This is a genomic window from Flaviflexus huanghaiensis, assembly GCF_014118685.1.
In the GTDB taxonomy this organism is placed as follows: domain Bacteria; phylum Actinomycetota; class Actinomycetes; order Actinomycetales; family Actinomycetaceae; genus Flaviflexus; species Flaviflexus huanghaiensis.
On the sequence record NZ_JACFAK010000003.1, the window covers coordinates 152,929 to 176,469 of the forward strand.

The 23,541-nt window shown below is 63.2% G+C and carries 26 protein-coding genes and 4 tRNA genes; 20 read left to right on the top strand and 10 right to left on the bottom strand.

Translation table 11 applies throughout. The features are described from left to right. Nucleotides 1-21 precede the first annotated feature (21 nt). From hpf to htpX, 4 genes are all read left to right on the top strand, one after another. Nucleotides 22-663: a ribosome hibernation-promoting factor, HPF/YfiA family gene (hpf, locus tag H7E91_RS03555; RefSeq protein ID WP_182353735.1), complete on the top strand. Its 642-nt coding sequence runs from the start codon at nucleotides 22-24 to the stop codon at nucleotides 661-663. Nucleotides 664-763: 100 nt separating this feature from the next. Further along, the gene (locus H7E91_RS03560) at nucleotides 764-2,149 is read left to right on the top strand and encodes an FAD-dependent oxidoreductase (RefSeq protein ID WP_182353736.1); all 1,386 of its coding nucleotides are present in this window, start codon (nucleotides 764-766) and stop codon (nucleotides 2,147-2,149) included. Beyond that, nucleotides 2,149-3,198, top strand: a complete 1,050-nt coding sequence (locus tag H7E91_RS03565; RefSeq protein WP_182353737.1) for a lipoate-protein ligase LplAB — start codon at nucleotides 2,149-2,151, stop codon at nucleotides 3,196-3,198. Before H7E91_RS03560 ends, H7E91_RS03565 begins: the two co-directional genes overlap by 1 nt. Before the next feature lie 48 nt (nucleotides 3,199-3,246). After that, nucleotides 3,247-4,119 carry a zinc metalloprotease HtpX gene (gene htpX / locus H7E91_RS03570; protein WP_182353738.1) on the top strand — a complete coding sequence of 291 codons (873 nt, stop codon included), beginning with the start codon at nucleotides 3,247-3,249 and terminating at the stop codon, nucleotides 4,117-4,119. 47 nt (nucleotides 4,120-4,166) lie between these two features. Here the strand turns inward: htpX and H7E91_RS03575 are convergent, their stop codons facing one another. After that, on the bottom strand, nucleotides 4,167-4,661 hold the full coding sequence (locus tag H7E91_RS03575; RefSeq protein ID WP_182353739.1) for a YajQ family cyclic di-GMP-binding protein: 495 nt from the start codon (nucleotides 4,659-4,661) through the stop codon (nucleotides 4,167-4,169). A gap of 138 nt (nucleotides 4,662-4,799) precedes the next feature. Here H7E91_RS03575 and H7E91_RS03580 point away from each other — a divergent pair. From H7E91_RS03580 to H7E91_RS03610, 7 genes are all read left to right on the top strand, one after another. Beyond that, nucleotides 4,800-4,880, top strand: a tRNA-Tyr gene (locus tag H7E91_RS03580). A gap of 99 nt (nucleotides 4,881-4,979) precedes the next feature. Then, nucleotides 4,980-5,055, top strand: a tRNA-Thr gene (locus H7E91_RS03585). 29 nt (nucleotides 5,056-5,084) lie between these two features. After that, nucleotides 5,085-5,158: transfer RNA gene (locus tag H7E91_RS03590), tRNA-Met, on the top strand. A 54-nt stretch (nucleotides 5,159-5,212) separates the two neighbouring features. Continuing rightward, nucleotides 5,213-5,383: a 50S ribosomal protein L33 gene (gene rpmG / locus H7E91_RS03595; protein ID WP_054953237.1), complete on the top strand. Its 171-nt coding sequence runs from the start codon at nucleotides 5,213-5,215 to the stop codon at nucleotides 5,381-5,383. Nucleotides 5,384-5,472: 89 nt separating this feature from the next. Beyond that, nucleotides 5,473-6,318, top strand: coding sequence for a phosphotransferase family protein (locus tag H7E91_RS03600; protein ID WP_182353740.1), 846 nt, complete (start codon nucleotides 5,473-5,475; stop codon nucleotides 6,316-6,318). A gap of 230 nt (nucleotides 6,319-6,548) precedes the next feature. Then, nucleotides 6,549-6,755: a cold-shock protein gene (locus tag H7E91_RS03605; protein ID WP_182353741.1), complete on the top strand. Its 207-nt coding sequence runs from the start codon at nucleotides 6,549-6,551 to the stop codon at nucleotides 6,753-6,755. Between the two features lie 168 nt (nucleotides 6,756-6,923). Continuing rightward, nucleotides 6,924-7,943 carry a hypothetical protein gene (locus H7E91_RS03610; protein WP_182353742.1) on the top strand — a complete coding sequence of 340 codons (1,020 nt, stop codon included), beginning with the start codon at nucleotides 6,924-6,926 and terminating at the stop codon, nucleotides 7,941-7,943. Here H7E91_RS03610 and H7E91_RS03615 read toward each other — a convergent pair. After that, entirely contained in the window at nucleotides 7,940-8,683 is a 744-nt protein-coding gene (locus tag H7E91_RS03615; protein WP_182353743.1) for an META domain-containing protein, read from the bottom strand. The two genes, H7E91_RS03610 and H7E91_RS03615, sit on opposite strands and share 4 nt — an antisense overlap. Nucleotides 8,684-8,780: 97 nt before the next feature. Here H7E91_RS03615 and H7E91_RS03620 point away from each other — a divergent pair, with 97 nt between their 5' ends. Together H7E91_RS03620 and H7E91_RS03625 are read left to right on the top strand one after the other, a co-directional pair. Continuing rightward, nucleotides 8,781-9,245 (top strand): SixA phosphatase family protein, encoded by a 465-nt coding sequence (locus tag H7E91_RS03620; RefSeq protein WP_182353744.1) that lies wholly within the window; start codon nucleotides 8,781-8,783, stop codon nucleotides 9,243-9,245. A 100-nt stretch (nucleotides 9,246-9,345) separates the two neighbouring features. Next, the gene (locus tag H7E91_RS03625; RefSeq protein WP_182353745.1) at nucleotides 9,346-10,464 is read left to right on the top strand and encodes a UDP-N-acetylmuramate dehydrogenase; all 1,119 of its coding nucleotides are present in this window, start codon (nucleotides 9,346-9,348) and stop codon (nucleotides 10,462-10,464) included. A gap of 134 nt (nucleotides 10,465-10,598) precedes the next feature. Here H7E91_RS03625 and H7E91_RS03630 read toward each other — a convergent pair whose 3' ends face one another. Next, the gene (locus tag H7E91_RS03630) at nucleotides 10,599-11,612 is read right to left on the bottom strand and encodes an adenosine deaminase (protein ID WP_182353746.1); all 1,014 of its coding nucleotides are present in this window, start codon (nucleotides 11,610-11,612) and stop codon (nucleotides 10,599-10,601) included. Nucleotides 11,613-11,680: 68 nt separating this feature from the next. Between H7E91_RS03630 and H7E91_RS03635 the strand changes: the two genes are divergently transcribed. Continuing rightward, the gene (locus H7E91_RS03635) at nucleotides 11,681-12,931 is read left to right on the top strand and encodes a phosphotransferase family protein (protein ID WP_182353747.1); all 1,251 of its coding nucleotides are present in this window, start codon (nucleotides 11,681-11,683) and stop codon (nucleotides 12,929-12,931) included. Here the strand turns inward: H7E91_RS03635 and H7E91_RS03640 are convergent. After that, on the bottom strand, nucleotides 12,928-15,045 hold the full coding sequence (locus H7E91_RS03640) for an SGNH hydrolase domain-containing protein (RefSeq protein ID WP_182353748.1): 2,118 nt from the start codon (nucleotides 15,043-15,045) through the stop codon (nucleotides 12,928-12,930). The genes H7E91_RS03635 and H7E91_RS03640 overlap by 4 nt on opposite strands. Before the next feature lie 158 nt (nucleotides 15,046-15,203). Next, complete coding sequence (locus H7E91_RS03645; RefSeq protein ID WP_182353749.1) at nucleotides 15,204-16,424, bottom strand: pyridoxal phosphate-dependent aminotransferase; 1,221 nt, start codon at nucleotides 16,422-16,424, stop codon at nucleotides 15,204-15,206. A 202-nt stretch (nucleotides 16,425-16,626) separates the two neighbouring features. On the opposite strand from H7E91_RS03645, the gene H7E91_RS03650 reads away from it, so the two are divergent. From H7E91_RS03650 to H7E91_RS03675, 6 genes are all read left to right on the top strand, one after another. After that, nucleotides 16,627-16,702: transfer RNA gene (locus tag H7E91_RS03650), tRNA-Trp, on the top strand. A gap of 53 nt (nucleotides 16,703-16,755) precedes the next feature. Next, nucleotides 16,756-17,007 carry a preprotein translocase subunit SecE gene (gene secE / locus H7E91_RS03655; RefSeq protein ID WP_182353750.1) on the top strand — a complete coding sequence of 84 codons (252 nt, stop codon included), beginning with the start codon at nucleotides 16,756-16,758 and terminating at the stop codon, nucleotides 17,005-17,007. 13 nt (nucleotides 17,008-17,020) lie between these two features. Continuing rightward, complete coding sequence (gene nusG, locus H7E91_RS03660; protein ID WP_338401719.1) at nucleotides 17,021-17,776, top strand: transcription termination/antitermination protein NusG; 756 nt, start codon at nucleotides 17,021-17,023, stop codon at nucleotides 17,774-17,776. Nucleotides 17,777-17,841: 65 nt separating this feature from the next. After that, nucleotides 17,842-18,270, top strand: a complete 429-nt coding sequence (rplK, locus tag H7E91_RS03665; protein ID WP_182353751.1) for a 50S ribosomal protein L11 — start codon at nucleotides 17,842-17,844, stop codon at nucleotides 18,268-18,270. A gap of 91 nt (nucleotides 18,271-18,361) precedes the next feature. Next, nucleotides 18,362-19,069, top strand: a complete 708-nt coding sequence (gene rplA, locus H7E91_RS03670) for a 50S ribosomal protein L1 (protein ID WP_182353752.1) — start codon at nucleotides 18,362-18,364, stop codon at nucleotides 19,067-19,069. Nucleotides 19,070-19,122: 53 nt separating this feature from the next. Beyond that, nucleotides 19,123-20,436, top strand: coding sequence for a glycosyltransferase family 39 protein (locus H7E91_RS03675; RefSeq protein ID WP_182353753.1), 1,314 nt, complete (start codon nucleotides 19,123-19,125; stop codon nucleotides 20,434-20,436). Between the two features lie 51 nt (nucleotides 20,437-20,487). Here H7E91_RS03675 and H7E91_RS03680 read toward each other — a convergent pair whose 3' ends face one another. Genes H7E91_RS03680 through H7E91_RS03700 form a run of 5 tightly spaced genes read right to left on the bottom strand, consistent with a single transcriptional unit; the run spans nucleotide 20,488 to nucleotide 23,520 of the window. Further along, nucleotides 20,488-21,237, bottom strand: a complete 750-nt coding sequence (locus tag H7E91_RS03680; RefSeq protein WP_182353754.1) for an ABC transporter permease — start codon at nucleotides 21,235-21,237, stop codon at nucleotides 20,488-20,490. Continuing rightward, the gene (locus H7E91_RS03685; protein ID WP_182353755.1) at nucleotides 21,237-22,148 is read right to left on the bottom strand and encodes an ABC transporter ATP-binding protein; all 912 of its coding nucleotides are present in this window, start codon (nucleotides 22,146-22,148) and stop codon (nucleotides 21,237-21,239) included. The genes H7E91_RS03680 and H7E91_RS03685 overlap by 1 nt, the downstream gene beginning before the upstream one ends. Next, nucleotides 22,141-22,434 carry a hypothetical protein gene (locus tag H7E91_RS03690; protein WP_182353756.1) on the bottom strand — a complete coding sequence of 98 codons (294 nt, stop codon included), beginning with the start codon at nucleotides 22,432-22,434 and terminating at the stop codon, nucleotides 22,141-22,143. The genes H7E91_RS03685 and H7E91_RS03690 overlap by 8 nt, the downstream gene beginning before the upstream one ends. Then, entirely contained in the window at nucleotides 22,427-23,194 is a 768-nt protein-coding gene (locus H7E91_RS03695) for a DUF5808 domain-containing protein (RefSeq protein WP_182353757.1), read from the bottom strand. The genes H7E91_RS03690 and H7E91_RS03695 overlap by 8 nt, the downstream gene beginning before the upstream one ends. Next, the gene (locus H7E91_RS03700) at nucleotides 23,191-23,520 is read right to left on the bottom strand and encodes a PadR family transcriptional regulator (protein ID WP_182353758.1); all 330 of its coding nucleotides are present in this window, start codon (nucleotides 23,518-23,520) and stop codon (nucleotides 23,191-23,193) included. Before H7E91_RS03700 ends, H7E91_RS03695 begins: the two co-directional genes overlap by 4 nt. Between the last annotated feature and the right edge of the window lie 21 nt (nucleotides 23,521-23,541).

Sequence of the window (23,541 nt, forward strand, 5' to 3'; positions counted from 1 at the left end):
ATCTTTCATGAGGAGACAATCGTGGAAATCATCGTACAAGGACGTAATGCAGAGATTTCGGATCGGTTTAAGGACCACGTTTCCGACAAGCTCTCGAAGGTGGAGCAATTCGCTCCGCGCGCCCAGCGCGTGGAAGTTGAGGTCACCCACGAGGCACATCTGGCTCAGCCAGATGTGATGGAGAAGGTTGAGATTACCGTCGTCGACAAGGGCCCTGTCATCAGGGCGGAGGCGTCCGCATCTGATCGCGGCGCTGCCCTTGACCTTGCGACAACCAAGCTCATCGAGAGGCTGCGGCGCGTTCACGACCGCAAGAAGGACCGCCGGCGCAGGGCCCCCAGCGAGCGGACCCCATCGGAGCTCGATATCGACCTCGACGCGCTCAACGCCGAGCTAAAGACCGAGGCGAAAGTCGAGGAAAGCGTGCCAAGTGCTCCCGGGCAAGCCGTCGAGCAGCAACTTGGAGATTCTCCGGTTATTGTCCGGCAGAAGCTACATCAGGCGGAGCCGATGAGCGTGGACCAGGCTCTGTATGAGATGGAGCTCGTCGGGCACCCCTTCTTCCTGTTCATCGATGAAGCCACGAAGCAACCATGCGTCGTCTACCATCGTCACGGATGGACGTACGGCGTCATCAGGCTTGATACCCAGGTCGCTGACTGACCTGAAGAACCGAAAACCCGCGAGATTCTCGCGGGTTTTCGCTTTGCCTGGCCGACGGTAAGATAGCAGAGGTTAATCAGCTTCCAATATCGAGGTGCACGTGAGCGATCGTCCACTGTCAGTTGCTGTCATCGGCGCCGGACCTGCGGGCATCTATGCCGCCGACATCCTGTCGAAGTCCGACATTCATACGTCGATCGACCTCTATGAACGGCTTCCAGCCCCCTTCGGGCTCGTCCGCTACGGGGTCGCCCCCGACCATCCGCGGATCAAGCAAATCATTGTTGCCCTGTACAAGATTCTTCAACGCGGCGACATCCGTCTTATCGGCAACGTCACCGTCGGCGACGACATCACGATCGAGGAGATGCAGGAGCATTACGACGCGATCATTGTCGCGACTGGCGCTGACCGCGATGCCCCTCTCGACATCCCTGGAGTCGATCTCGAGGGGTGCTACGGTGCTGCAGACTTCGTGTCCTGGTACGACGGGCACCCGGACTATCCGCGTGAGTGGCCGCTTGACGCGAAGGAGGTCGCCGTCATCGGCGCCGGTAACGTCGCCCTTGACGTGGCCCGCATGCTCGCCAAGCACCCGGACGATCTCATGGTCACGGAGATTCCCGAGAATGTCGAGAAAGGCCTCCGAGAGAACCAGGTGACCGATGTCCACGTCTTCGGTCGTCGCGGTCCGGCGCAGGTGAAATTCACCCCCCTTGAGCTACGCGAGCTCGGCAAGGTCCCCGATGTCGACGTCATCGTCTACGAGGAAGACTTCGACTTCGATGACGCCTCCCAAGAGGCGATCAACAGCTCCAACCAGACGAAGCAGGTCGTGACAACCCTGACAGACTGGGTGATGAGGGAAGAGGAGTTCACCGCCTCCCGCCGAATCCACCTGCACATGATGCAGTCACCGGTCGAGATTCTCGGCACCGACAGGGTCGAGGGTGTGCGCATGGAGCGCACGGAGCTGACCGGCGACGGCTCCGTCACGGGCACCGGTCAGTTCATCGACTATCCAGTCCAGGCTGTCTATCGCGCCGTCGGCTACTTCTCGTCCCCGGTGCTCGGCCTGCCCTTCGATAACATCCGCGGTGTTGTTCCCAACATCGAGGGCCGGGTTATCTTGCCCGGGGGCGACCATCTTCCTGGCGTTTATGCCACTGGCTGGATCAAGCGCGGCCCCATCGGGCTTATTGGCTCGACCAAGTCGGATGCTCGGGAGACGATCACGCATCTCGTCGAGGACGCGAAAGCCAATAAGCTTCATCGCTCCGATGACTTCGCGACGGGCGGGGACGCGATGATGGCGATGCTTGAGGAACGCGGCATCAGGTACACGACGTGGCAGGGCTGGGAAGTTCTCGAGCAGTACGAGATGGCGCTCGGCGAGCCCCACGGTCGCGAACGCGTCAAGGTCGTCGAACGGGAAACGATGACCGCGATCTCGCGCGGGGAAACCCACGAAGGGAAGCTGTACTGATGCACGGAGAGTACAAAGAGCCGGGCCATAAGCTTGTCGTCGTTGACCTCGAGGTGAAGGACGGCCAGCTGTTCGATGTGCAGATCGCGGGCGACTTCTTTCTGGAGCCGGATAGCGCCCTGACTCGTATGACGGAGGCGATCGAGGGCCTGCCAGCAGACTCCCATGCAGCCGACGTCGCCCAGGCCATCACCGAGGTGCTGAAGCCGACTGATGAGTTGTTCGGGATTAGTCCCCGGGGTGTTGCGACCGCTGTGCGCCGGGCACTCGGACATTCGATCGACTGGGGCGACATCGACTTCGAGGTTATCCGCGGCCCGGTCGTATCCCCGATGATGAACGTCGCCATGGACGAGACGCTCGTCGAGGATGTCGCGGCGGGCCGGCGCAAGCCCTTCATGAGGATCTGGGAATGGGACTCGCCCTGCGTCGTCATCGGATCGTTCCAATCAGTGTCGAACGAGATCGATTGGGACGGAATGAACAAGCACGGTGTCACCCTCTGCCGACGGGTAACGGGCGGCGGCGCGATGTTCATGGAGGCTGGCAACTGCATCACCTACTCCCTTGTTGTTCCCACGGCCCTTGTCGACGGTATGAGTTTTAAGGACTCCTATCCTTTTCTTGACGAGTGGGTCATGGAGGCGCTCGACAAGGTCGGTGTCAAAGCCCACTATGTTCCGCTCAACGACATCACGTCGGACAAAGGCAAGATCGGCGGTGCAGCCCAGAAGCACTTCGCGAGCGGCGTCATGGTCCACCACGTGACAATGTCGTACGACATCGACGCACAGAAAATGCTCGACTGCATCCGCATCGGCAAAGAAAAGGTTCGCGACAAGGGTTTGCGCTCGTCGGTCAAGAGGGTCGACCCGATGAAGTCGCAGACCGGAATGGCGCGCGAGGACATTATTGAGGTCTTCCTCGACCACTTCGCGACGAAGTATGGTGCGAGCAAGGGTGAGATCACCGAGTCCGACATCGACACGGCTAACGAGCGGTGTGAAACGAAGTTTGACACCGAGGAGTGGACGTTCCGCCTCCCGTAGAACATCGGTGGACGCCTGGCGCCCGCGAACAGATACCGAAAGGATAAGATGAACCGCCCGACACTCAACGGGGTCAAGACAGCCGCTCTCATTGGCGTGCTCTGGGCGATCCTCCTCGGCATCGGCGGGATGCTCGCCTATGGGTCTGGTAGCTCGAGCTTCATCATCATCTTCGCCTTCATCGGCGTCGCCAGTACCGCCTATTCGTATTGGAACTCGGACAAGCTCGCCATCCGGGCGATGAACGCCCAGGCCGTGAGTGAGGCGCAGTTCCCCTGGTACTACGAGACCGTCCGTGAGCTGGCGAACAGGGCCGGCCAGCCTATGCCACGCCTCTATGTCGCGCCATCACCCTCTCCGAACGCGTTCGCGACGGGGCGCAACCCCGATAACGCGGCCGTGTGTGTGACGGACGGGATTCTTGACCTGCTCGACAAGCGCGAGCTCCGCGCCGTGCTCGGTCACGAGCTCATGCACGTGTACAACAGGGACATCCTCACATCCTCGATCGCTGCTGGCCTGGCCGGCATCATCTCCTCGATCTCCCAGTTTTTCCTCTTCTTCGGAATGAGGGGCAGGAGCGACAACAATCCGCTTGCCCTTGTTGGCGTTCTCGTGACCGCGCTCCTCGCGCCGTTGGCGGCAGCCCTAATCCAGCTGGCCGTCTCACGCACCCGTGAATACGATGCGGATCATGATGGGGCTGAGCTGACGGGGGACCCGCTCGCGCTCGCATCCGCCCTCAATAAGATCTCGGGCGGCACCGCTCGGACCCCGATGCGGGAAACCCCTGCGATGGACAGCGTGTCACACATGATGATTGCGAATCCCTTTGCGGGCAAGGGGAAAGCGCTGTTCTCAACCCACCCGCCCATGGAGGACCGAATCCGCCGCCTCGAGGAGATGGCGGGCTACAGGTAAACGCGGTGGTGGGCGGACTGTTCAGTCCGCCCACCCTCATGCACGTGTCAGCGGTAGTTCTGGAACGAGACCGCGAAGTCGAAATTGGCGCCCTTGAGGAGCGCGATCACTGCTTGAAGATCATCGCGCGACTTCGAGGTGACACGGACCTCGTCGCCCTGGATTTGGGTCTTGGCCGACTTCGGTCCTTCATCCCTGATGAGCTTCGTGATCTTCTTGGCGTTCTCCTGGGAGATGCCCTCCTTGAGGGTGCCGACGAGGCGGTACTCCTTACCGGACTGGACGGGGACGCCCTCACCGACGTCGACTGACTTGAGCGAAACTCCGCGTCGGACGAGCTTTGTCTGAAGGACGTCATAGACGGCCAGGCAGCGCTCCTCGGAGTTGGCCTTCATGATGATCGTCTCGCCCTTGAGCTCAATGGACGCATCAACGCCCTTAAAGTCGTAGCGCTGGTTGATCTCCTTGACGGTCTGGTTGACCGCGTTGTCGACCTCCTGCCGGTCGTATGTGGACACGACATCGAATGACGAATCTGCCATGGCCTTTCCTTTCACGAGAATGCCCCGTCCGGGGCGTGAGAGTGCCCCGAATGAGACGTCGAGCACTGGTACCCCAACCAGTTTGACACGACCCGGCGGTCACTTGGTAATCTCCCATTGCACCCTTCGGGAGTGCGAGGCGGGTTGACCGAGCGGCCAATGGTATCTGACTGTAAATCAGACGCGAAAGCTACGGGGGTTCGAATCCCTCACCCGCCACAGCATGATTCGTCGTGCAAGCGCGTGAGTATGCTCACCGCCTCCCAGCCCCCAGCCTGTTGGTTGAGCGCTCGGGGCGCTGATAAACTCTTACGCGTCGCCCCGATAGCTCAGACGGCAGAGCGTCTCCATGGTAAGGAGAAGGTCCAGGGTTCAATTCCCTGTCGGGGCTCCATTTTGCGGAGCAAATCCGTAGGATGTTGCGGCGGGGTAGCTCAGCTGGTCAGAGCGCACGACTCATAATCGTGAGGTCGCGGGTTCAAGCCCCGCCCCCGCTACTAATCAGAGAGATTGCGGAACCGCCCGATCTCGCAGAACGAAGTGAGGACACCGTGGCATCGAAGTCTGCCGACGTACGCCCCAAGATCACCCTCGCCTGCGAGGTGTGCAAGGAGCGCAACTACATCACGAAGAAGAACCGTCGCAATAACCCCGACCGTCTTGAAATGAAGAAGTACTGCGCGCGTTGCAACGCATCGACGACGCACCGCGAGACCCGCTAGTTTCACTGCGAGACAGCGAAAACCCGCCTGGCATGCCAGGCGGGTTTCTGTATGTTCGCGTGTGACGAGCAGCCGCCTACAGTGGGTGCATGACTCTCCCTGGACTGGACGACCGCCAGGCCATGCTCGCCGCGACCTGGCTACCGGACGCGGCCCTCATGGCAAATCTGTCGTGGGGCCTCACGGACTCGACCGTGCTTCACGTGGCATCTCGCGGCGAGGAGTTCATCCTTAAAGCGGGAGGCCCGCACAACAGCCATATCTCCCGCGAAATAACTGCGTATGAGACCGTCGTGCCCGCACTCGCCGCCCGCGGACATGCACCGAGGATGCTCCACGGCGACCGGTCGGCCCGCATTCTCGTTCTCCCCCATATTCCCGGCGCCCTCATCGATGAGGGCCCGCTCGAAAGTGATCGCGACACTGTGCGCCAGGCCGGTGACATCCTGTCAACCCTGCATGGTATGGCGAAGACGGTCGATGACACGATTGAGAACGGCCTCGTTCGTGCAGCCCTGCGCTGGCTCGACAAGCCGAATCGGATACTGCCGCGGACAGCTGCGATAGCACGGAGCGTGCTTGAGGCGTACGAGGCAGGCCCCGCGACCGTTGTTCCGAGCCACGGGGATTACAGCGGCCGGAATTGGATCCGTTCGGACAAGCTTGTCGTCATCGACTTTGGCAGATTCGGTTATCGTCCCGCGCGGCAGGACTTCCTGCGCCTGTACGTCCGCCGCTGGCACGACCATCCAGCCGAGAGAGAGTGGTTTTTTGACGGCTACGGCGAAGCCGGAGAAGCAGAAGGCTACCGCTGGTGGGTCGACGTCTTGCGCGAGGCCGTGGCGACAACGGGCTGGGCGCACAAGGTCGGGGATCGCGCGTTTGAAGAGCAGGGCCTGCGCTTTATCGATGTCGCACTCGCGGAGCTCGAATGACATGTCATCGAGCCAGCGGCATGTGGGGGTGTTTCACTGTGAGCATCATCGCCGGGTCAGGACTGGCGCAGTACGAGGCATCCGCGTACAGTCGGACTCGACCGCACAGAAGGTGTTGTACGGTATTCACGACAGATCCTCGGAACATTGTTCCTTCTGCACTGAGTGACGAACTAGCACCACCGGAGAGATCGACAGTCGCTCTCTCCCAGCCAGAAGGGAAATGTGTCATGGCTACAGGTATTGTCAAATGGTTCAAAGGAGACAAGGGCTTCGGCTTCATCGAGGCTGACGATCAGTCCGCTGACGTCTTCGTTCACTACTCCGCCATCCAGTCCAAGGGCTTCCGCACTCTCGATGAGGGCGCGAAGGTCGAGTACGACGTGGAGCAGGGCCCCAAGGGTCCGCAGGCCTCGAATCTCACAGTGATCGGCTGATACTCCGATTGAGAAAGAGCCGCTGTCTTCGGACAGCGGCTCTTTCGTATGCTCGACGCGAAACCCGGGGGCGGGGTAGCCGCCAGCGATTGGGCCGCGAAGGAGCGCCGACTAGAGTCGGTCGATGGTGGAACGGTTGGACACAGAGAACAGACGAGGGAACGGATAGTGAGCGGCAGGTTGAAAGTCGATGTCGTGGCGGATTACGGGCCGCCCGAGCGGACGGTCTCCAAAATCCTCAAAGAATCCGATTTTGAGGGAGTGCGGCAGGTGCACAGGCAGCTTCCCCTCAGACCCAACGGGGAACTTGACTTGGATGGCGTCATGCAGTGGGCGGCGGAAGATCGAGCAGATTTGCTCATCGTCGTCACCGAGACGCCGCGCCGCACCGGACCGCGCCCGAAGATCGCCGGTATCTACGTTGACGAGGGACTCGCTATCATTTCCCTCCCCGCCCTCGGCGTTGTCAACGTCCAACACAAGCTTGAGAAGGTCATCGCCACGACGATCAGCATCTACCGACGCGGCCAGCTGACAGGCGAACACAAGTCAGCTCTGTGGCCCTACCGGGTCGGCTATGGCAGGTCGAAGAGCGAAACACGGATCTTCGTCCACGCACCCCGGGTCGTTCCGGGCAGATTCCTCCTTGTTCTCGGCATGGTGAAGATGAACGAGCCGATCAAGACTCTGCCGAAGCTGACGAGCGCACTCGCGGCCGCAGCGGCGACAAGCGCGTTCGGCATTTTTTATGGCTCGATCTGGCAAATGGCGGATGCTCTTCCAACCGCTCGGCTCGCAGCGATCGCCCTCACCGTCATCGTTCTCATGGCGGGCTGGCTCATCAGCTCAAACCGCCTGTGGAATCGTGGACGGCGCTACGGAAGCATCGCCGAGGGCGCGATGTACAACGCCGCTGTTGTCGTGACGATCCTCATGTCGGTTGTGCTTCTCTACCTCGCGCTCTTCATCGGCGTACTCCTGGCAGGCCTCATCATCATCGAAGCCGGCTATCTCTCGGATGTGCTCGGCGAGAAAGCGACCTTCCGCCACTATCTCGATATCGCCTGGCTGGCCGCGTCGATGGGCACGGTCGCTGGCGCTCTTGGCTCGAACTTCGACAGCGATGACGACATCAAGCAGCTCACCCACGGCAGACGAGAGGCGCTACGCATGGAGGAGCGAGACTAGTTACGAGCGAGGTCAAGAACGAGACGACCGTCCTCATCCCATATCGTTAGCGTCCGGCCCTCGATCCGGTATTTCTGCGCCGCCCGAAGAGCATCGGCGACGCCCTGCTCCTGGTCCATGACGCCCGGAGGTTCGTCGCAAAACATCTCGGTCGCCGCGACGTCGCTGACGGTGAGCTCGCCTTCAGCTGCCTCATATTCCGCGCTCATCGTGTTACACCCTGCGTTCGCCGTCAGAGCCTGAGCATCAAAAGACACAGACGTTTCCGTGCCTGGGAGGGTTGACACGCTCCCGCTAGTATCTGCGTAACTCATGATCTCCCACGAGGTGTGTGCCAGTTCTTGGCTAACTGCGGTGAAGCTGACGAGAGTCTCGCTATCCTCGTCCATGAGGTTGAGCGTCGAATTGTCCTGAGCAAGTCGTGAAACGGACTCGAGCGCACGAAGGTAGCGCTGCTCCAGGTCCATGACCGGCTCCTCGCACGCCATGAGGGTAGACATGATCGGTCCCGTGAGCGCGAAGTCAGAACCCGAGGTTTCATAGTCTGCGCCGTAGCGATTGCATCCGGACGTTCCACTCATCCGACCGTCGTCAAAAATTGCAGTAACCTCGGCCCCGTCAACGACGCGACCGTTGACCTCGCTAGCGGTCCACACCGTTCCGTCGAGCATGACATCCCCCGAACTGCTACAACCCGCCGCGAAAGCGACGAGGACCGCACTGATAACCACGCGCCTCATTGCGCACCTCCTTGATGAAACGAGAGTACACGGGCACCTCAATCGTGTGCCCGATTGCACCCGGCTGTTACCCTGGGGCATGCCCACACTCCTTGTCATGAGGCACGCCAAATCGTCGTGGAGCACCGGCCACCTCGACCATGAGCGGCCGCTTAACGGCCGCGGGCGACGCCAGGGGCTGGCGGCTGGCCGGTGGCTCAGCGAGCACTACCCGAGGATCGACAGGGTGCTCTGCTCGACATCGACTCGGACACGCGAGACGTTGGAGCGCGTCCAGGCTGTCGGCGTCAATATCGGCACAGTCACATTTCATCGTGAGCTGTACGAGTCGGCACCGGAGGATGCTCTGCACCTCCTTTGCGGACTGAGCGACGAGCAGGCCGTGCTGCTGCTTGGCCACTATTCTGCGGTCCCGATGCTCGTGGGGCTACTCGACCCGAGAAGCGGCGAACTCGATTTTGTGACAAGTGGGATCGCGGCGCTCGATATGACAGTTCCCTGGGCCAACGTGGGTCGCGCAAGTGGCACGCTGATACGGTTCGTCGCGCCGGGACGGGACTGACGGGGCGCGGCGCGTGAGTCCGCATGGACCGTTGTCCTCGTCACTGGTCGGGGCTTGTCGCGGTCCTGTGCGAGTCCGACGGCGGGTCTAAGCTGGATTCATGAGTTGTTCCATCATCGAGCCGAACGATCACGTCGAGGTCGGTCCACCTGTCCCCTCAACACGCCGAACCGGCAACGACACGTTCGCTGAGCTCACGACGATCGCGACCGGCGGCCGGGTCGGCGAGTTCGTGCGTGCCACACGTGAAGAGGAGATCGTCGACGCTGTGCGGGACGCTGACGAGAACGGCATCGCCGTTCTCGTGCTCGGTGGCGGCTCGAACCTCCTCGTATCAGACGAGGGTTTCCCGGGCAGGGTTGTCGTTGACACGAGGAACAGCATCGACCAGATCCACATCTCTGGGTGCGGGGGAGCGATCCTTCGTGGCACCGCTGGCACACCGTGGGACGAGTTCGTCAACGTCGCGATCTCTCACGGCTGGAACGGCATTGAGGCTCTGTCCGGAATACCGGGCTCGCTCGGCGCTTCTCCCGTGCAGAACGTCGGCGCCTATGGTCAGGAAATCGCTGACACGCTTTACTCGGTCCGCGTCTATGACAGGCAAACGAAGAAGCGAACAGACCTCGCCCCCGCTGAGCTCGGACTGTCGTACCGCAGTTCGAAGCTCAAGGAGTCGACGCGGGAGTGGGGTGCGACGGGCCGCTGGGTCGTCCTGTCCGTCACATACCAGCTCGGGCTTGCCACTCACTCGACGCCGATCGCCTACGGTCAGCTCGCAGCCGCCCTCGGTGTCGATGTGGGTGCCCGCGTGCCGTCTGTCCGCCTGCGCGAGGCTGTTCTCGACCTGCGCCGCTCCAAGGGGATGGTCCTCGACGATGCTGACCGGGATACGTACTCGCTTGGTTCCTTCTTCACGAACCCGATTGTCTCGGAATCTGAACTTCCTGAAGGCGCCCCCCGATATCCGTACGGGGACATGATGAAGACCTCGGCGGCATGGCTCATTGACAATGCAGGGTGCAGAAAGGGTTTCGGCGCTGATCTGACCGACGGCCGGGCTTCCCTCTCGACGAAGCACACCCTCGCCATCACCAACAGGCGGGAGGCGACGACGGCGGACGTGCTCACAGTCGCCCGCCGCGTGCGCGCGGCCGTGGCGGAGACATTCGGGATCACGCTCGTCAACGAGCCGTTCCTGCTCGGCGAGACACTCTAGCGCGACGTCTCTTAGGGCACGAGCCACAGGGGTCGTGCCCCGTGGGCTTCTGCCAAACTCCAGGTACTGTCGGCGGGCCTGAGCCCGAAGGTCGTGACAGTGCCAGCCACGAGACGCAGGGGCTGGCGGCTACGTCAGGTTGCGAGCCAGTCATCGACCTCGCGGCGCCAGTGCCGCTTCTTCGCCTCAGAGGCGAGGGAAGCGTCGATTGACGAGATCGCCATTTGCGCGAGTTGCCGATCTGTTGCCCCGAGGTCGCGGGCGATGTCGTATTGGTCGGTCAGCCTCGACAGGAAGAGGAGAGGATCGTCGGCGGACAGCGCAATCTGAGCACCGGAGTCGAAAAGCTGCTGGAGAGGTACTGCAGATTCGTCGGGATAGACGCCGAGGGCGACGTTCGACGCGGGACACACTTCGAGGGCGATGCCAGCATCGACGATCATTTTCAGCAGGTCTGGGTCCTCCGTTGAGCGGACGCCGTGGCCGATCCTCGTCGGCTTGAGGTGGGCGACAACCTCGCGAAGATGGTCGGGTCCAAGCAACTCGCCGCCATGCGGCACGGCCGCCAAACCGCCGCGCCGGGCAATGTTGAAAGCGGCCGCCCATTCCGATGTCGTTCCCCGCCGCTCATCATTCGACAGGCCGAACCCGATGACGTCGCCGGGTTCGTCACCCGCCATTGACACCGCGAGCCTGGCGAGCGTCCGTGCGTCGAAAGGATGCTTCATGCGGGAGGCGGCGACGATGACGCCGACCTCGACTCCGGTCGCCTTTGACGCTTCACGAGCCTCATCGACGATGATCTCGAGCGCCGGGGTGAGACCACCGACATGGGGGGCATAGGATGTCGGGTCGACCTGGATCTCGAGCCTGCGAGAGCCCTCCCGAGCGTCATCCTCCGCCGCTTCGCGGATGATCCGGCGCATCGCCCCCTCGTGTGACACAACCTTCCTAGCCGCATCGTAGGAACGTTGAAATCGGAACCAGCCGCGCTCGTTCGCCGGCACAGAAAGGGCAACGTTGTCGACAAGATTGTGGGGCAGTCGAATGCCCTGCTCCTGGCCCAGCTCCCGCAACGTTGAAACTCTCATCGAGCCGGTAAAGTGGAGGTGCAGGTGCACTTTCGGTAGATTATCCAGGTCGCGCACACTGTCAATCTGCCAAATGTTTGCATGCCGCGCAAACAGAAGCCGTGGACGGAGGGGACGAGAGCCGTATGAGCATGACGGATCAGGCGCAACGTGAGACGCGTGAGGTCGAGCTACTGACCGGCTCCGATGCAGGTGACATGCTCAGCGCCGCGCTCGCCCCCACGGGCACTGTGCGGACGTGGAAGGTCCATTCCATCCACCATCGCCCCGGGGCTGGCGTCACAGTCGGCTACAGCGTGCGCATTGACGGGCCCGGTGGCGCTGCCGATCACTACGTGTGCGCGACGACCGGGCGCCTATCCCAAGAACCCTCTGACACACTCACTCGCATCGACCGCCCCGATGGGCGTGCCGTCCACGTGTGGCTACACCCCCATGATCCGGAACTGCCTGCTCTCAAGACCGCCTGCGATTCGGGAGCGATGAGCAGACTCGTCGGTCGGCGCGTGAAACTTGAGCTCCTTTCCTACCGGCCGACCCGGCGGGGAGTCCTGCGCGTCAGCCACCGGGACGGCTCGAAGGCATTCGCTAAGGTCGTGCGGCCGGGTCACGCCCAGCCTCTCGTCAGGAGGCACAGGATGCTTGTCGAAGCCGGGGTGCCTGCCCCCCGCGTTCTCAAGCACACCGAGGATGGGCTCGTTCTCATCAGCGCTGGCGAAGGCGAGCCGCTCGCCAACATGCTGTCAAGAGGGATGGGCGATCGCGCTCACGATGTGCTCGACAGCTTAACGTCGCTGCTCGATGTGCTCCCTGACGGGGCCCTCGACCTGACGAGGCGACCCTCCTGGTCCGACCGGGCCGACCACTACGCTAATGCGGCGACGACTGTCCTTCCGCAACACCGGGCCCGACTCGAGCTACTCGCTCACGGTGTCAGGCACCTCATGGCGAATTCTGATCCCGGTCCGCTCGTGCCCACTCACGGTGACTTTTATGAGGCAAATATTCTCATGAACCCCGGCACAACCGAGGTGTCGGCACTCATCGACGTCGACTCCCTTGGCCCCGGTTATCGTGTCGACGACCTTGGGTGCCTGCTCGGACACATTTCCGTCTTGCCTCACCTCGCCCCGAACTCCTACCCGTACGTGCCCGATGAGCTCGATGCCTGGACGAAGCGGCTCGAGGCGACGGTCGACTCGGTCGCCCTCATGGCCCGTTGCGCAGGGGTCACCCTGTCCCTCATCGCTGGCGCCCGCCGCGAAGGTTCCGGGGAGTGGCTGAGCGATGCTGAGGGCCGACTCGCAGCTGCCGAGCTGTGGCTGGCCCGTGGCTACAGCCACTTGGCACGCCGAACGCGGGCGGCGAGGTCTTAACGACCGACGTCTCCTGACTCGGCGGACAGCGCCGTCGTCGGGGTTTCAAACACGTGCGGAACGAGAGCGCGGATGTCGGACTCGATGAAGGCGCGGGCCGAGGACGCGAATGTTGCGGTCACATGGTTGTCGTCCCGTAGCACGCGGACATTGCCGACCTGTCCGTAGCACGACTCCTCGTCGCACAGATATCGAGACGTGTCGAAGGCTCGGGCGGAGCCGGATACTTGCGGCAATCCCGTCCTATCGATCTCAGCGCTGTAGAAGGCCTCGCGTGGAGCTTCGCACCGGGTGTGAGAGTCCGAATCGGCGGCGAGGCACTCGAGCCATTCCTCGGTCCGATGTGGGTTTTCACGGAAGAGAAACACCGGGATCCCAGCGTCGGTTATCCGTCGAACCGCATCGACCATGCCAGGCGTGGCGGTCTCAGGCTCGCTCGCAAGCCGTGTTGTGCCGGTTGTGACGACAAGCTCCGGTTGGCGCTCGGCGATGACGTCCTGCATGTTCTCATTCCACGCGACGCACGAGGCATCGAGCGGTAGACCTGACGTGTTGCGCTCACCGTCCGTTGTCAACAGGCAACCAGCCTTCTCATACACCTCGAGGTCCCAGCCGTAATCGAGTGCCATCGCTGCCAGTGGTTCCGACCACTGACCCGTGTGGGAGCTACCGACCATGAGGACGAGCGGGCCCGTGTCGGCCTCCGGATGCTGGCATGACGTCGTTTCGCTACCGAGGTGCCGCTGGATGCAGGGCTCGGACTTGTTGAGTGCCGCATACCAGCCCGCGTCGGCCCGCAGAATATCGCGTGACGGCAGAGGGTCGAGCGCGGCGATCGTGATCGACTCGGGCGCGACCATAGCGCCGGCGCCTGGATAATCCGTCTCGACCACCATCGCCTCAAACGCCGCGGTCTCCGCTTCAAACCGATCAGCCGAATAGGCGAGCGCCCCGGAAGCGGCGATGAAAGCAAGAACCGTCGTCGTCGCGCCCGTCGCTAGGGCACGCGCGGGATTGAGGAACGCGGGTCTCCAATTCGCCGCACGGTCCTCGAAGAGGATTTTTCCCGCCGTACCCGCGACGAGGGAGACGGCGAGGACGATCGCGGCTGTCGCCGGATCTGCCTGCTCCTGACCAGTCATGATGAGGGCGAAGATGAGGATCGGCCAGTGCCACAGGTAGAGGGAATAGGAGATGTCGCCCAGCCTCTGGAAGGGGCGAGCGACGAGAATCCGGTCCGCACCCCAGCGGGTGTGAGTGTTGCCAGCCGCGAGCACGAGGCACACGCCCACCACCGGCCATAGCGCCGCAGGCCCGGGGAAGAGAGCCGCCCCGTCAAGGACGAAACCACAGGAAACAATGAGGCTGATCCCGATCCACGACAGGAGGCCGCGGGCGACGGGGCTGAGTCTGATCCCGGCTACGACAAGGCCAAGCATTCCGGGCAGGGTGAGCTCCCATGCGCGCGTGAATGTCGAGAAGTAGGCGGCCTCCTGATACGTCGCCGTCGCCTCCACCGCCCACCAGAGCGAGGCGGCCGTGACAACCCCGAGTGCGACGAGAAGAACGTTGCGCTTTTCGGCCCGCACTATCCCCGCCGCCCAGGCAACCGCCATGACAAAGAACGTCATGATGACATGGAATTGACCCTGGATCGACGTCGACCATATGTGTTGGAGCGGCGACGTGCCGGGTCCCGCTGCGTCATAGCTCAGCTGTGAGGCGATGAGTTGCCAGTTCTCGTAGAAGAAGATTGATGCCTTCATCTCGGAGAACACCTGCGGTTGCTCAGAAAGAGGGACGAGAATCGCTCCCGCAATCGCAACTGCAACGAGAACGGGCAGGAGTGGGATGACAAGCCGGCGAATAAGGTCCGAAAAGCGGGCGACGAGATCGATGCGCCACTGGCCCCGCGTCCGGCCCAGGAGACTCGGTAGTGCAAGGAAGCCGGTGATCGCGAGGAAGACATCGATACCTCCCGATACCCGACCGCCAGCGAAGATGTGGAAGGTGACGACGAGGAGGATGGCGAGGCCCCGAACTCCGTGTAGTTCGGGGCGGAAGCGACGTCCGTCGCGCAGCGGTCGCAGCGGCGGAGGGAGCAGGTGTGGCACGCTCCTACTATAGCCAGACACCCGGTCTGGCTAGGCAGTTCACTCACCGCCGGTGCGTTCTAGCAGGTAGCCACGAGTGTGCCGGCCGCTCGAGGCTCGTTGCAAAGATTGAGGAGACGGGCAGCTGATGCCGCCCGCCTCCTCGCAGTGAACCCGAACTAGCCGTTCAGGAGCTTCTGAATTCTGCCGACGCCCTCAACAATGTCATCTTCCGACATCGCGTACGACAGTCGCAGGTAGCCCGACGGGCCGAATGCTTCACCGGGAACGACTGCGACCTCGGCTTCATCGAGGATGATCGCGGCGAGCTCGCTAGACGTGTTCGCGACGCGACCGTTAATGCTACGGCCAAGGACGCCCTCGACCGACGGGTAAACGTAGAACGCGCCCTCCGGGGTGGGGACCTCGAAGCCGTTGATCTTCCGTAGCTCAGCGACGATGAGCTTCCGGCGTCGATCGAATGCCTCGCGGAACTCGGCAACCGATGACTGGTCGCCGGTCAACGCCTCGAGGGCAGCGGCCTGACACACGTTGGCCACATTCGAGGTGAGGTGTGACTGCATGTTTGTTGCGGCCTTGATGATGTCAGCGGGACCGTACATCCAGCCGACCCGCCAACCCGTCATCGCATACGTCTTCGCGACACCGTTAAGGACGATCGTCTGATCGGCAAGTTCGGGAACCTCGGCGAGAATGTAGGAGTTCGGGACACCGTCGTACGTGAGGTGTTCGTAAATCTCGTCGGTAATGATCCAGATGCCGTGCTCGAGAGCCCATTCCCCGATCGCCCGAGTCTGCTCCTGCGAGTAGACGGCACCTGTCGGGTTTGAGGGAGAGCAGAACAGGAAGACCTTCGTGCGATCTGTGCGCGCCGCTTCGAGCTGCTCGACCGTCACCGTGTAACCCTGATCGGCGCCGGCGAAGACCTCAACGGGCACGCCGCCAGATAGGCGGATCGCCTCCGGGTACGTCGTCCAGTACGGGGCGGGCAGGAGAACTTCGTCGCCGTCATCGAGCAGGGCGGCGAACGCCTGGTAGACGGCCTGCTTGCCGCCGTTGGTGACGAGGATATTGTTCGGGTCGACCTCGACGCCCGAATCCTCCTTCGTCTTCTTAGCGATGGCGGCACGGAGTGCGGGCTGGCCCTTCGCGGGGGAGTAGCGGTGGTTCTTCGGATCGCGGGCGGCCACGATGGCGGCCTCGACGATATGGTCGGGTGTGGGGAAGTCTGGCTCGCCAGCGCCGAAGCCGATGACGGGGCGTCCCTCCGCCTTGAGGGCCTTGGCTTTCGCATCGACGGCGAGGGTTGCTGATTCCTGGAGTGCGCCAAGTCGTTTCGAGACGCGGCGTGCGGGTGTTGTAGTGCTCACGATGTTCATCTTTCCACGTTGGTGCGATCTTTCGGGATCTGTTTCCTATAGTGGTCAGGTTGACCGGGTGCGGGGTAGGTGACTCCCGCCACGGTGCGACCCGCTAGTTCGACTTAGGGGACGATCGGTATTAATGTTAGTCGAGGCGTGAGAACGTTCACTGGCTAATTAGTCCTTAGATGGGCATAATAGACAAGGCTTTCTCAGTCGTAGGGCAGTGGCGCAATTGGTAGCGCATCGGTCTCCAAAACCGACGGTTGTGGGTTCGAGTCCCGCCTGCCCTGCCAGAGAGGGCGGTTCTTCGGAACCGCTTTCTTTATCTATCAGGAAGGACACGCGCGTGAGCGACGCACCAACCACAGCCGGAGACGGCTCGCGCACGCCCAAGGCTCAGACCAACAAGAGCCTGTGGGCGCGTATCAAGCTGTTCTTCCGCCAGATCATCGGCGAGCTCCGTAAAGTCGTTCGCCCCACCCGCAAGGAGCTGTGGAACCTGTTCGTTACGGTCCTCGTCTTCGTTGCGATCATCATGGCCATTGTCGCTCTGCTGGACGTCATGTTCGGTGAGCTGGCCTTCTTGATCTTCGGCTAGAAAGTAGGAAATCGTGTCGCAAGACGAGTCCACTCAGATGAACGAGGGTGCCGAGATCGAGCAGACGCCGACCGAGGAGACCCCGGACGTCGTCGAGGACGTGGCGGCCGACGAGGACGTTGAGGCCGCAACTCCGCGACCTGCGGAGGATCCGACCTCGCCCGAGGCCATCAGGAAGCGTCTCAAGGGCCTTCCCGGCCGCTGGTACGTGCTCCACACGTACGCCGGATATGAGAAGCGCGTCAAGCAGAACCTCGAAATCCGCATGAAGTCGATGAACATGGAGGACTACATCTTCCAGGTGGAAGTCCCCATGGAAGAGGTCTTCGAGGTCAAGCGTGGCGAACGCAAGCTCGTCAACCGTGTCCGCATGCCCGGATATGCGCTTGTGCGCATGGACATGGAGGACGAGGCGTGGCGGACGGTCCAGGAGACCCAGGGCGTGACCGGCTTCGTCGGTAACGGTCGCGACCCGGTTCCGCTCACCGAGCCCGAAGTCATCAAGATGCTGACCCCCGTGGTCGAGCTCGAGGTCGCCAAGGAGCTCCGTGCACAGGGCAAGTCCCGCCCCGGTATCGAGCCCGCTGTTGTCACTGCCGAGTTCGAGGTCGGCGAGAACGTTATTCTCACGCTTGAGCCGTGGGTCGGCATGCCGGCCACCATCGACGCTGTCGACGCGGCCAACCAGCGCCTCACGGTGCTCATGACACTTGTCGGCCAGGAGACCCCGGTCGACCTTTCCTTCAGCCAGGTCAAGAAGGCCGACTAGAAGGACACCAGGGCGGCACCCTCTGCCATTGGATGTCGCCAACTTCAAGAAAAATAAGGATCATCATGCCTCCCAAGAAGAAGGTTGCTGGCCTGATCAAGCTCCAGATTCAGGCTGGCGCTGCGACCCCGGCCCCGCCCATTGGCCCGGCCCTCGGTCAGCACGGCGTCAACATCATGGAGTTCTGCAAGGCCTACAACGCCGCGACAGAGTCCCAGCGTGGGAATGTCATCCCCGTTGAGATCACCGTGTACGAGGATCGCTCGTTCACGTTCATCACGAAGACCCCGCCCGCAGCCGAGCTCATCAAGAAGGCCGCCGGTGTGAAGAAGGCGTCTGCTACCCCGCACACCGTCAAGGTCGGCAAGCTCAGCAAGGACCAGGTTCGCGAAATCGCCCAGACCAAGATGCCTGACCTCAACGCCAACGACATCGAGGCCGCCGAGGCCATCATCGCTGGCACCGCCCGTTCGATGGGCATCACTGTCGAGTAATCTCGGCACCTCACTGTAAACGCCGCCCCGGCGGCATGTGGAAGGGCCTGCGCAGGTCCGTCAACCACAACTGCTAAGGAGAAAAGCAGAAATGGCAAAGCGCTCAAAGAACTACAGGAAGTCGGCGGAGAAGATCCACGCTGGCGAAGTCTACGCCCCTCGGAAGGCGATGGAGCTGGCGAAGGAGACGTCGACCGTCAAGTTCGACGCGACCGTTGAGGTCATGTTCCGTCTCGGTGTTGATCCCCGCAAGGCCGACCAGATGGTCCGCGGCACGGTCAACCTGCCCCACGGCACCGGCAAGACTGCTCGCGTCATCGTCTTCGCGACCGGTGACCGCGCTCAGCAGGCGATCGACGCTGGCGCTGACGAGGTCGGCGGCGACGAGCTCATCGAGAAGGTCGCTGGCGGCTGGACCGACTTCGATGCGGCTGTCGCAACCCCGGACCTCATGGGCAAGGTCGGCCGGCTTGGCCGTGTCCTCGGCCCCCGTGGTCTCATGCCCAACCCGAAGACCGGTACGGTGACGATGGACGTCGCGAAGGCCGTCTCCGACATCAAGGGTGGCCGCATCGAGTTCCGCGTTGACAAGCACGGCAACCTCGGTTTCATCGTCGGCAAGACCTCGTTCTCGGTCGAGCAACTCGTCGAGAACTACGCCGCGGCGCAGGAGGAGATCCTCCGCCTCAAGCCGTCCGCCTCGAAGGGCCGCTACATCACGAAGGCCACGGTCTCGACAACGATGGGCCCGGGCATCCCGCTCGACGCCTCGAAGACTCGCGACCTGCTCGAGGACTGACCCTGTACAGCCCAACGGCTCCCGCCCCCGACCATCCGGTCGGGGGCGCCCGTTTGGACTGGGCAGTTGCGCTCATCCTGGCGCTCGCCTCGCTCGTCTGGTCGGCCATCGCCATCTCCTCGTCGCCGGGCCTTTCTCGCTACGACGAGTGGACGTACATCGATTATGCGTTTCGCATTTCCCAAGGCGAGATCCCTACCCAGGGCGACGAGCTCGCGGAGTTTGCGAGGCAGGCGTGGAGTTGCCGGGGCATGGAGGGGGACATCCGGGGCGTCATCCCACCCCCGTGTAACGAGGCGGGCGACCGGCCCGCGGAGGACTGGCCGTTTGAGGGCGAGAACTACAACGCCTTCCACCCGCCCCTCTACTTCGCTTTTGCGGGACTGATCGGGCAGGCCTTCGACGACGCGGGCGCCGACTTCACCGATGGAGCTCGCACCGCGTCCGCCATCCTCGCAACGGCGGGCGCCGCCGCACTGTACCTCGCTGTGCGCCAGTGGGGAGTGGGGCGGCGGAACTCGGCCGGGGCGACGCTCGTCGCGATGAGCGCCCCAGCGCTCGCTCAATCAGCCGCGATCGTCCACAATGACGCGATCAGCATGCTTGCAGGAGCAGCCGCTGTCTGGATCGCTACGAGGATATTTAAGGACGGCAGGTTCGGATGGTTATTGCCGCTCATCATCACAGCCCTCATCTCGTCGACGAGAACGATGTCGGTCGTCGCGATCCTCGCGGTTGGCGTCCTCGCCTTTGCCATTGCGCTTCGAGGAGACGAGCGCTGGAGGCGGGTCAAGCCTTCGCTCGCCATCGCTGCCGGCACCATGGTGCCGTACGTGCTGTGGACAGCGTTTCAGAACTCTCGTCGGCCGGAGGACTACGTCCCCGCGATCACCGGACTGTCGACCGAGCCGTTCGATGCCGGGTCAGTGCCGACCGTGCTCAACTCGATCATCGGGGGTGGGGCGCCCTGGGGGCTGACTTCGCCGGCGGGGGACTGGTATCTCCACCCCGATCTGGACTCTGGACTGCTGACGGTCTGGAGCTGGGTCCTCTACGCGGTCTTCCTCATCCTGCTTCCCGTCGCCTTCTACATCGCGATGACGAGCCAAAGCCCCATCCGGCACCTCGCCATCCTCGTTCTCGTCCTACCTGCCTTCACCGCCCTTATCGTCCAGGCTCGCGAAATCCTGTCCAATGACGCGCACTTCCGGGCGATCTCCGGCAGGTACTCCATCACCGCAGTTCCGCTGTACGCGGCCTTCCTTGGGGTCCTGTTCGAGCGCCACGGTGAGACGCTCCGTAGCTGGCTACTGCTCGGCGTCGGCACAGCGGGATTCTCTGCACTCCTGCTGTCCCCCTTCGTCTGAACTCCTCTGGCCGCGCACCATCCGCGCGCGGGCAGGGAAGCCCTCGTGCCGTCAGCTGTGGGGACTGCTCGCGAGAGGGAGCCGGTCGAAAGCCCGAGTAGCCGCCACTCCCATGAGGGCAATGAGAGGCACCGCAGTCAGTGCCGCCCACCCCCAGGTTTCCCCGCCCTCGAGAGAAAAGAGGCCGGCTGGCGAGTAGTCGCGGACACCGGGAACTGCAGAGAGCAGTGCGAGGGCGAAATAGACGCCGAGCCCGACTCCCGCGGCCCCAGCCATCGATCCCCGCAACGCCGCCCCCAGGGCAGCGGCGGCGATGAGGACCGCCATGAGAACGAGCCAGCGCAGCGCCATCGCCATCGGCGTGCCGAGCTCGCCCTCACCGAACAGGATCGCTGTCATGACGCTGTTGCCAAGGGCGCCGATGATGACCGCCACTGCGGTGATGAGAGCATTCGCGACCGCCGGGGCGAGAAGCAGGGCGCTTCTCGGCACCGGACGGGCGAGGAGGAGGGCGGCGCTACCGCTCGACAGCGGCTGGGCGATCGAGTAGGCGGCGACCATGACGGTGAGCAGGGGGATGACCTGGGAGAGGTCGCTTGCCCACTGGGCATACGCGTTCACCGACGTCGGATCGCCCCCGAGGATCTCGAGGCCGCCCCCCACAAGAGAGATGATCTGCGGCATGAGCTTCGTGATGACCGGGCCGATGAGGGCGAGGAAGATGACGACACCCGCGAGGACCGGGGCGCGCCAGGTGCGGAGCATGCCGCGCAGTTCGTGGCGGATGAGAATCCGGAACATTATCGGGCGCCTCCTGTTAGGTCGAGGAAGATATCGGCAAGACCGCGGGGATTGAGCGAGTGGAGGGCCGCCCCGGTCGCCGCGATGATCCCCGGTAACTCCCGCTGGGCAGTCTCGAGGTCGGTGACCCTCATACCGAGCGTCTCGCGAGGACCGTTCCCCGCCCGGTTGATGCTGCGAACCCACGGCAATGCTCGCAGGTCATCGACGAGCCGGTCGATGGGGCCCGAGACATCGAGGGACAGCCCTTGCCCCTCACGGACAAGGTCGTCCATCGACGACTGGCGCACGAGCCGGCCCTCGTTGATGATGATCGCGGAATCGCAGACTCGCTCCGCCTCGTCGAGGGAGTGGGTCGAGTAGAGCACGGTTGCTCGGCCGCGCAGGGAGCGGACGAGGTCGTGGAAGAGTCGCTGCCCCGCCGGATCGAGGGCCGAGGTCGGCTCATCGAGGATGAGGAGGCGGGGCGAGCCGACGAGGGACTGCGCGAGCCCGAGACGCTGCTTCATGCCTCGGGAGAACATGCGCACCGGCCGCCTGTTGTCTTCGAGTCCCACGGCTCGCAGGAGCGGCTCAATGACCGACGTGCTGTCGATCCTCGAGAGGCTCAATGCGAGCTCGAGCACCTCATCGGCTCTCATCCACCCCGGGAACGACGGCACGTCGGGCAGGTAGCCGATGTGGCGGCGGGCGGCGATGCTACCCGCCGGGTCACCATAGATATCGGCAGTTCCCGCGTCGGCCCCGATGAGGCCGAGGAGAATGCTGATAAGGGTGGTTTTGCCTGCCCCGTTCGGACCGACGAGGGCGCAGGCAACCCCATCCTCCAGCGCGACAGTCAGATCGTCGAGTGCCCTCTTGTCGCCGTAGAGCTTTGTCAGCCCGGCCACGGCCAGCGCGCGCTCAGCCATAGAGCGTGTCGATGATGCCGTCATCGCCGGGCGTCGAAGACTGGCGCTGAGGAGACTCCTCCGCCATCCTCCGCTCCCGTCGGCGGAGAATGAAGAAAGTGAGCGGGCCAACGAACTGGACGAGACAGACGAGGAACCACACGACGCGGGGGAGTCCGCCGGGCAGATGCTCGCGGTCCGTGCGAGAGACGGCGATGATACCCGCGACCATGAGGCTGAGCGACACCGCAGCGAGGATGCCGAGCGCGATAAGAGCGGGAGTGGACAGGTCAGCGAGCTCAGCCATGGAGACCGGCCTCCTTCCAGGCGGCCCGCAGACCCGCGCGGACGGGGATGAGGCCAGCGGCCAGGCCCGCCGCGGCGGGACCGACGATGAGGGAAGCGATGCCGGCAAGTGGTTGTGGACGATTGCCGAGACTCGTCGACCGAAGGGCGAGGACCGAGACTCCGGCGCCGAGGAAGGCGAGCGAGGAGGCGTGGACGCCCCGGGCGAGCTGGTCTCCGCGATCTCTCGCACGTGCCGCCCATGCGGCGGCTCCGGCCGAGATGACGATCCCCGGCGCGAGCGCACCGAAGCGGCCCGAGAAGCGGTTCGGTCGGAAGGCGATATCCCAGCCGCTCGGCAGGCGGCCATCGGAGCGCACCGCTGCGGCGGTGCTCACGGCGATGGTGAGGGCCGCCCCCGCGAGAGGAAGCGCCCGCGTCACCTCCATGGCTCGCTCGGGCACGGCGCTGAGAACGTCGCCGTCGAGATCATCCGGCCTCATCCAGCCGAGCTTGACGGCGACCGCGGCAAGATTGACGTCCCACCCCCAGCCAATAACCCGCCGGACGAAGATGCTTGGGTTCGCCGGATCCCACACACGCCCGTACGAGACCGGCTGGGCAGAGTCGCTGTCCAACACCATCTCCGCATATTCGGCAGGGTCTCCCAGATCCTCGGGGTCGACACCGCTGTCGAGAAGATCGAGCAGGTCGGCGAGAGCTTGAGGATTGCGACCGCGCAGATGTTCGCGCACTGCACTGTAGAAGTTGTCGGATGTCATGCTGTTCCCTCCATCAATTCATCCATGGACGACACGAGGCTTCGCCACGTGTCGCGCTGGTCCGAGAGTTGTGCTGTGCCAGCACGTGTTAGCCGGTAGTACTTGCGGGGAGGTCCGCTGGGCGACTCCTCCCAAAACGTATCGACGTAACCGGCCGTGCCAAGCCTGGTGAGAAGCGGATAGACCGTTCCCGGGCCTGCCTCAAGCCCGTCGCGACGCGCCAGATCATCGACGACTTCGCCGCCATATTTCTCGCCGTGTCCGAGCAGCGCGAGGATTGCGAGCTCGAGCACCCCGCGTCGGAGCTGAGAGACCTTCTTCGCCATGAGTCCTCTCCTTCACCTAGT

Coding starts and splice junctions, on each gene's coding strand:
- H7E91_RS03565 (WP_182353737.1), top strand. CDS start 2,149: ATGCACGGAGAGTACAAAGAGCCGGGCCATAAGCTTGTCGTCGTTGAC.
- htpX (WP_182353738.1), top strand. CDS start 3,247: ATGAACCGCCCGACACTCAACGGGGTCAAGACAGCCGCTCTCATTGGC.
- H7E91_RS03575 (WP_182353739.1), bottom strand. CDS start 4,661: ATGGCAGATTCGTCATTCGATGTCGTGTCCACATACGACCGGCAGGAG.
- H7E91_RS03600 (WP_182353740.1), top strand. CDS start 5,473: ATGACTCTCCCTGGACTGGACGACCGCCAGGCCATGCTCGCCGCGACC.
- H7E91_RS03605 (WP_182353741.1), top strand. CDS start 6,549: ATGGCTACAGGTATTGTCAAATGGTTCAAAGGAGACAAGGGCTTCGGC.
- H7E91_RS03615 (WP_182353743.1), bottom strand. CDS start 8,683: ATGAGGCGCGTGGTTATCAGTGCGGTCCTCGTCGCTTTCGCGGCGGGT.
- H7E91_RS03620 (WP_182353744.1), top strand. CDS start 8,781: ATGAGGCACGCCAAATCGTCGTGGAGCACCGGCCACCTCGACCATGAG.
- H7E91_RS03625 (WP_182353745.1), top strand. CDS start 9,346: ATGAGTTGTTCCATCATCGAGCCGAACGATCACGTCGAGGTCGGTCCA.
- H7E91_RS03635 (WP_182353747.1), top strand. CDS start 11,681: ATGAGCATGACGGATCAGGCGCAACGTGAGACGCGTGAGGTCGAGCTA.
- H7E91_RS03645 (WP_182353749.1), bottom strand. CDS start 16,424: ATGAACATCGTGAGCACTACAACACCCGCACGCCGCGTCTCGAAACGA.
- rplK (WP_182353751.1), top strand. CDS start 17,842: ATGCCTCCCAAGAAGAAGGTTGCTGGCCTGATCAAGCTCCAGATTCAG.
- rplA (WP_182353752.1), top strand. CDS start 18,362: ATGGCAAAGCGCTCAAAGAACTACAGGAAGTCGGCGGAGAAGATCCAC.
- H7E91_RS03680 (WP_182353754.1), bottom strand. CDS start 21,237: ATGTTCCGGATTCTCATCCGCCACGAACTGCGCGGCATGCTCCGCACC.
- H7E91_RS03685 (WP_182353755.1), bottom strand. CDS start 22,148: ATGGCTGAGCGCGCGCTGGCCGTGGCCGGGCTGACAAAGCTCTACGGC.
- H7E91_RS03690 (WP_182353756.1), bottom strand. CDS start 22,434: ATGGCTGAGCTCGCTGACCTGTCCACTCCCGCTCTTATCGCGCTCGGC.
- H7E91_RS03695 (WP_182353757.1), bottom strand. CDS start 23,194: ATGACATCCGACAACTTCTACAGTGCAGTGCGCGAACATCTGCGCGGT.
- H7E91_RS03700 (WP_182353758.1), bottom strand. CDS start 23,520: ATGGCGAAGAAGGTCTCTCAGCTCCGACGCGGGGTGCTCGAGCTCGCA.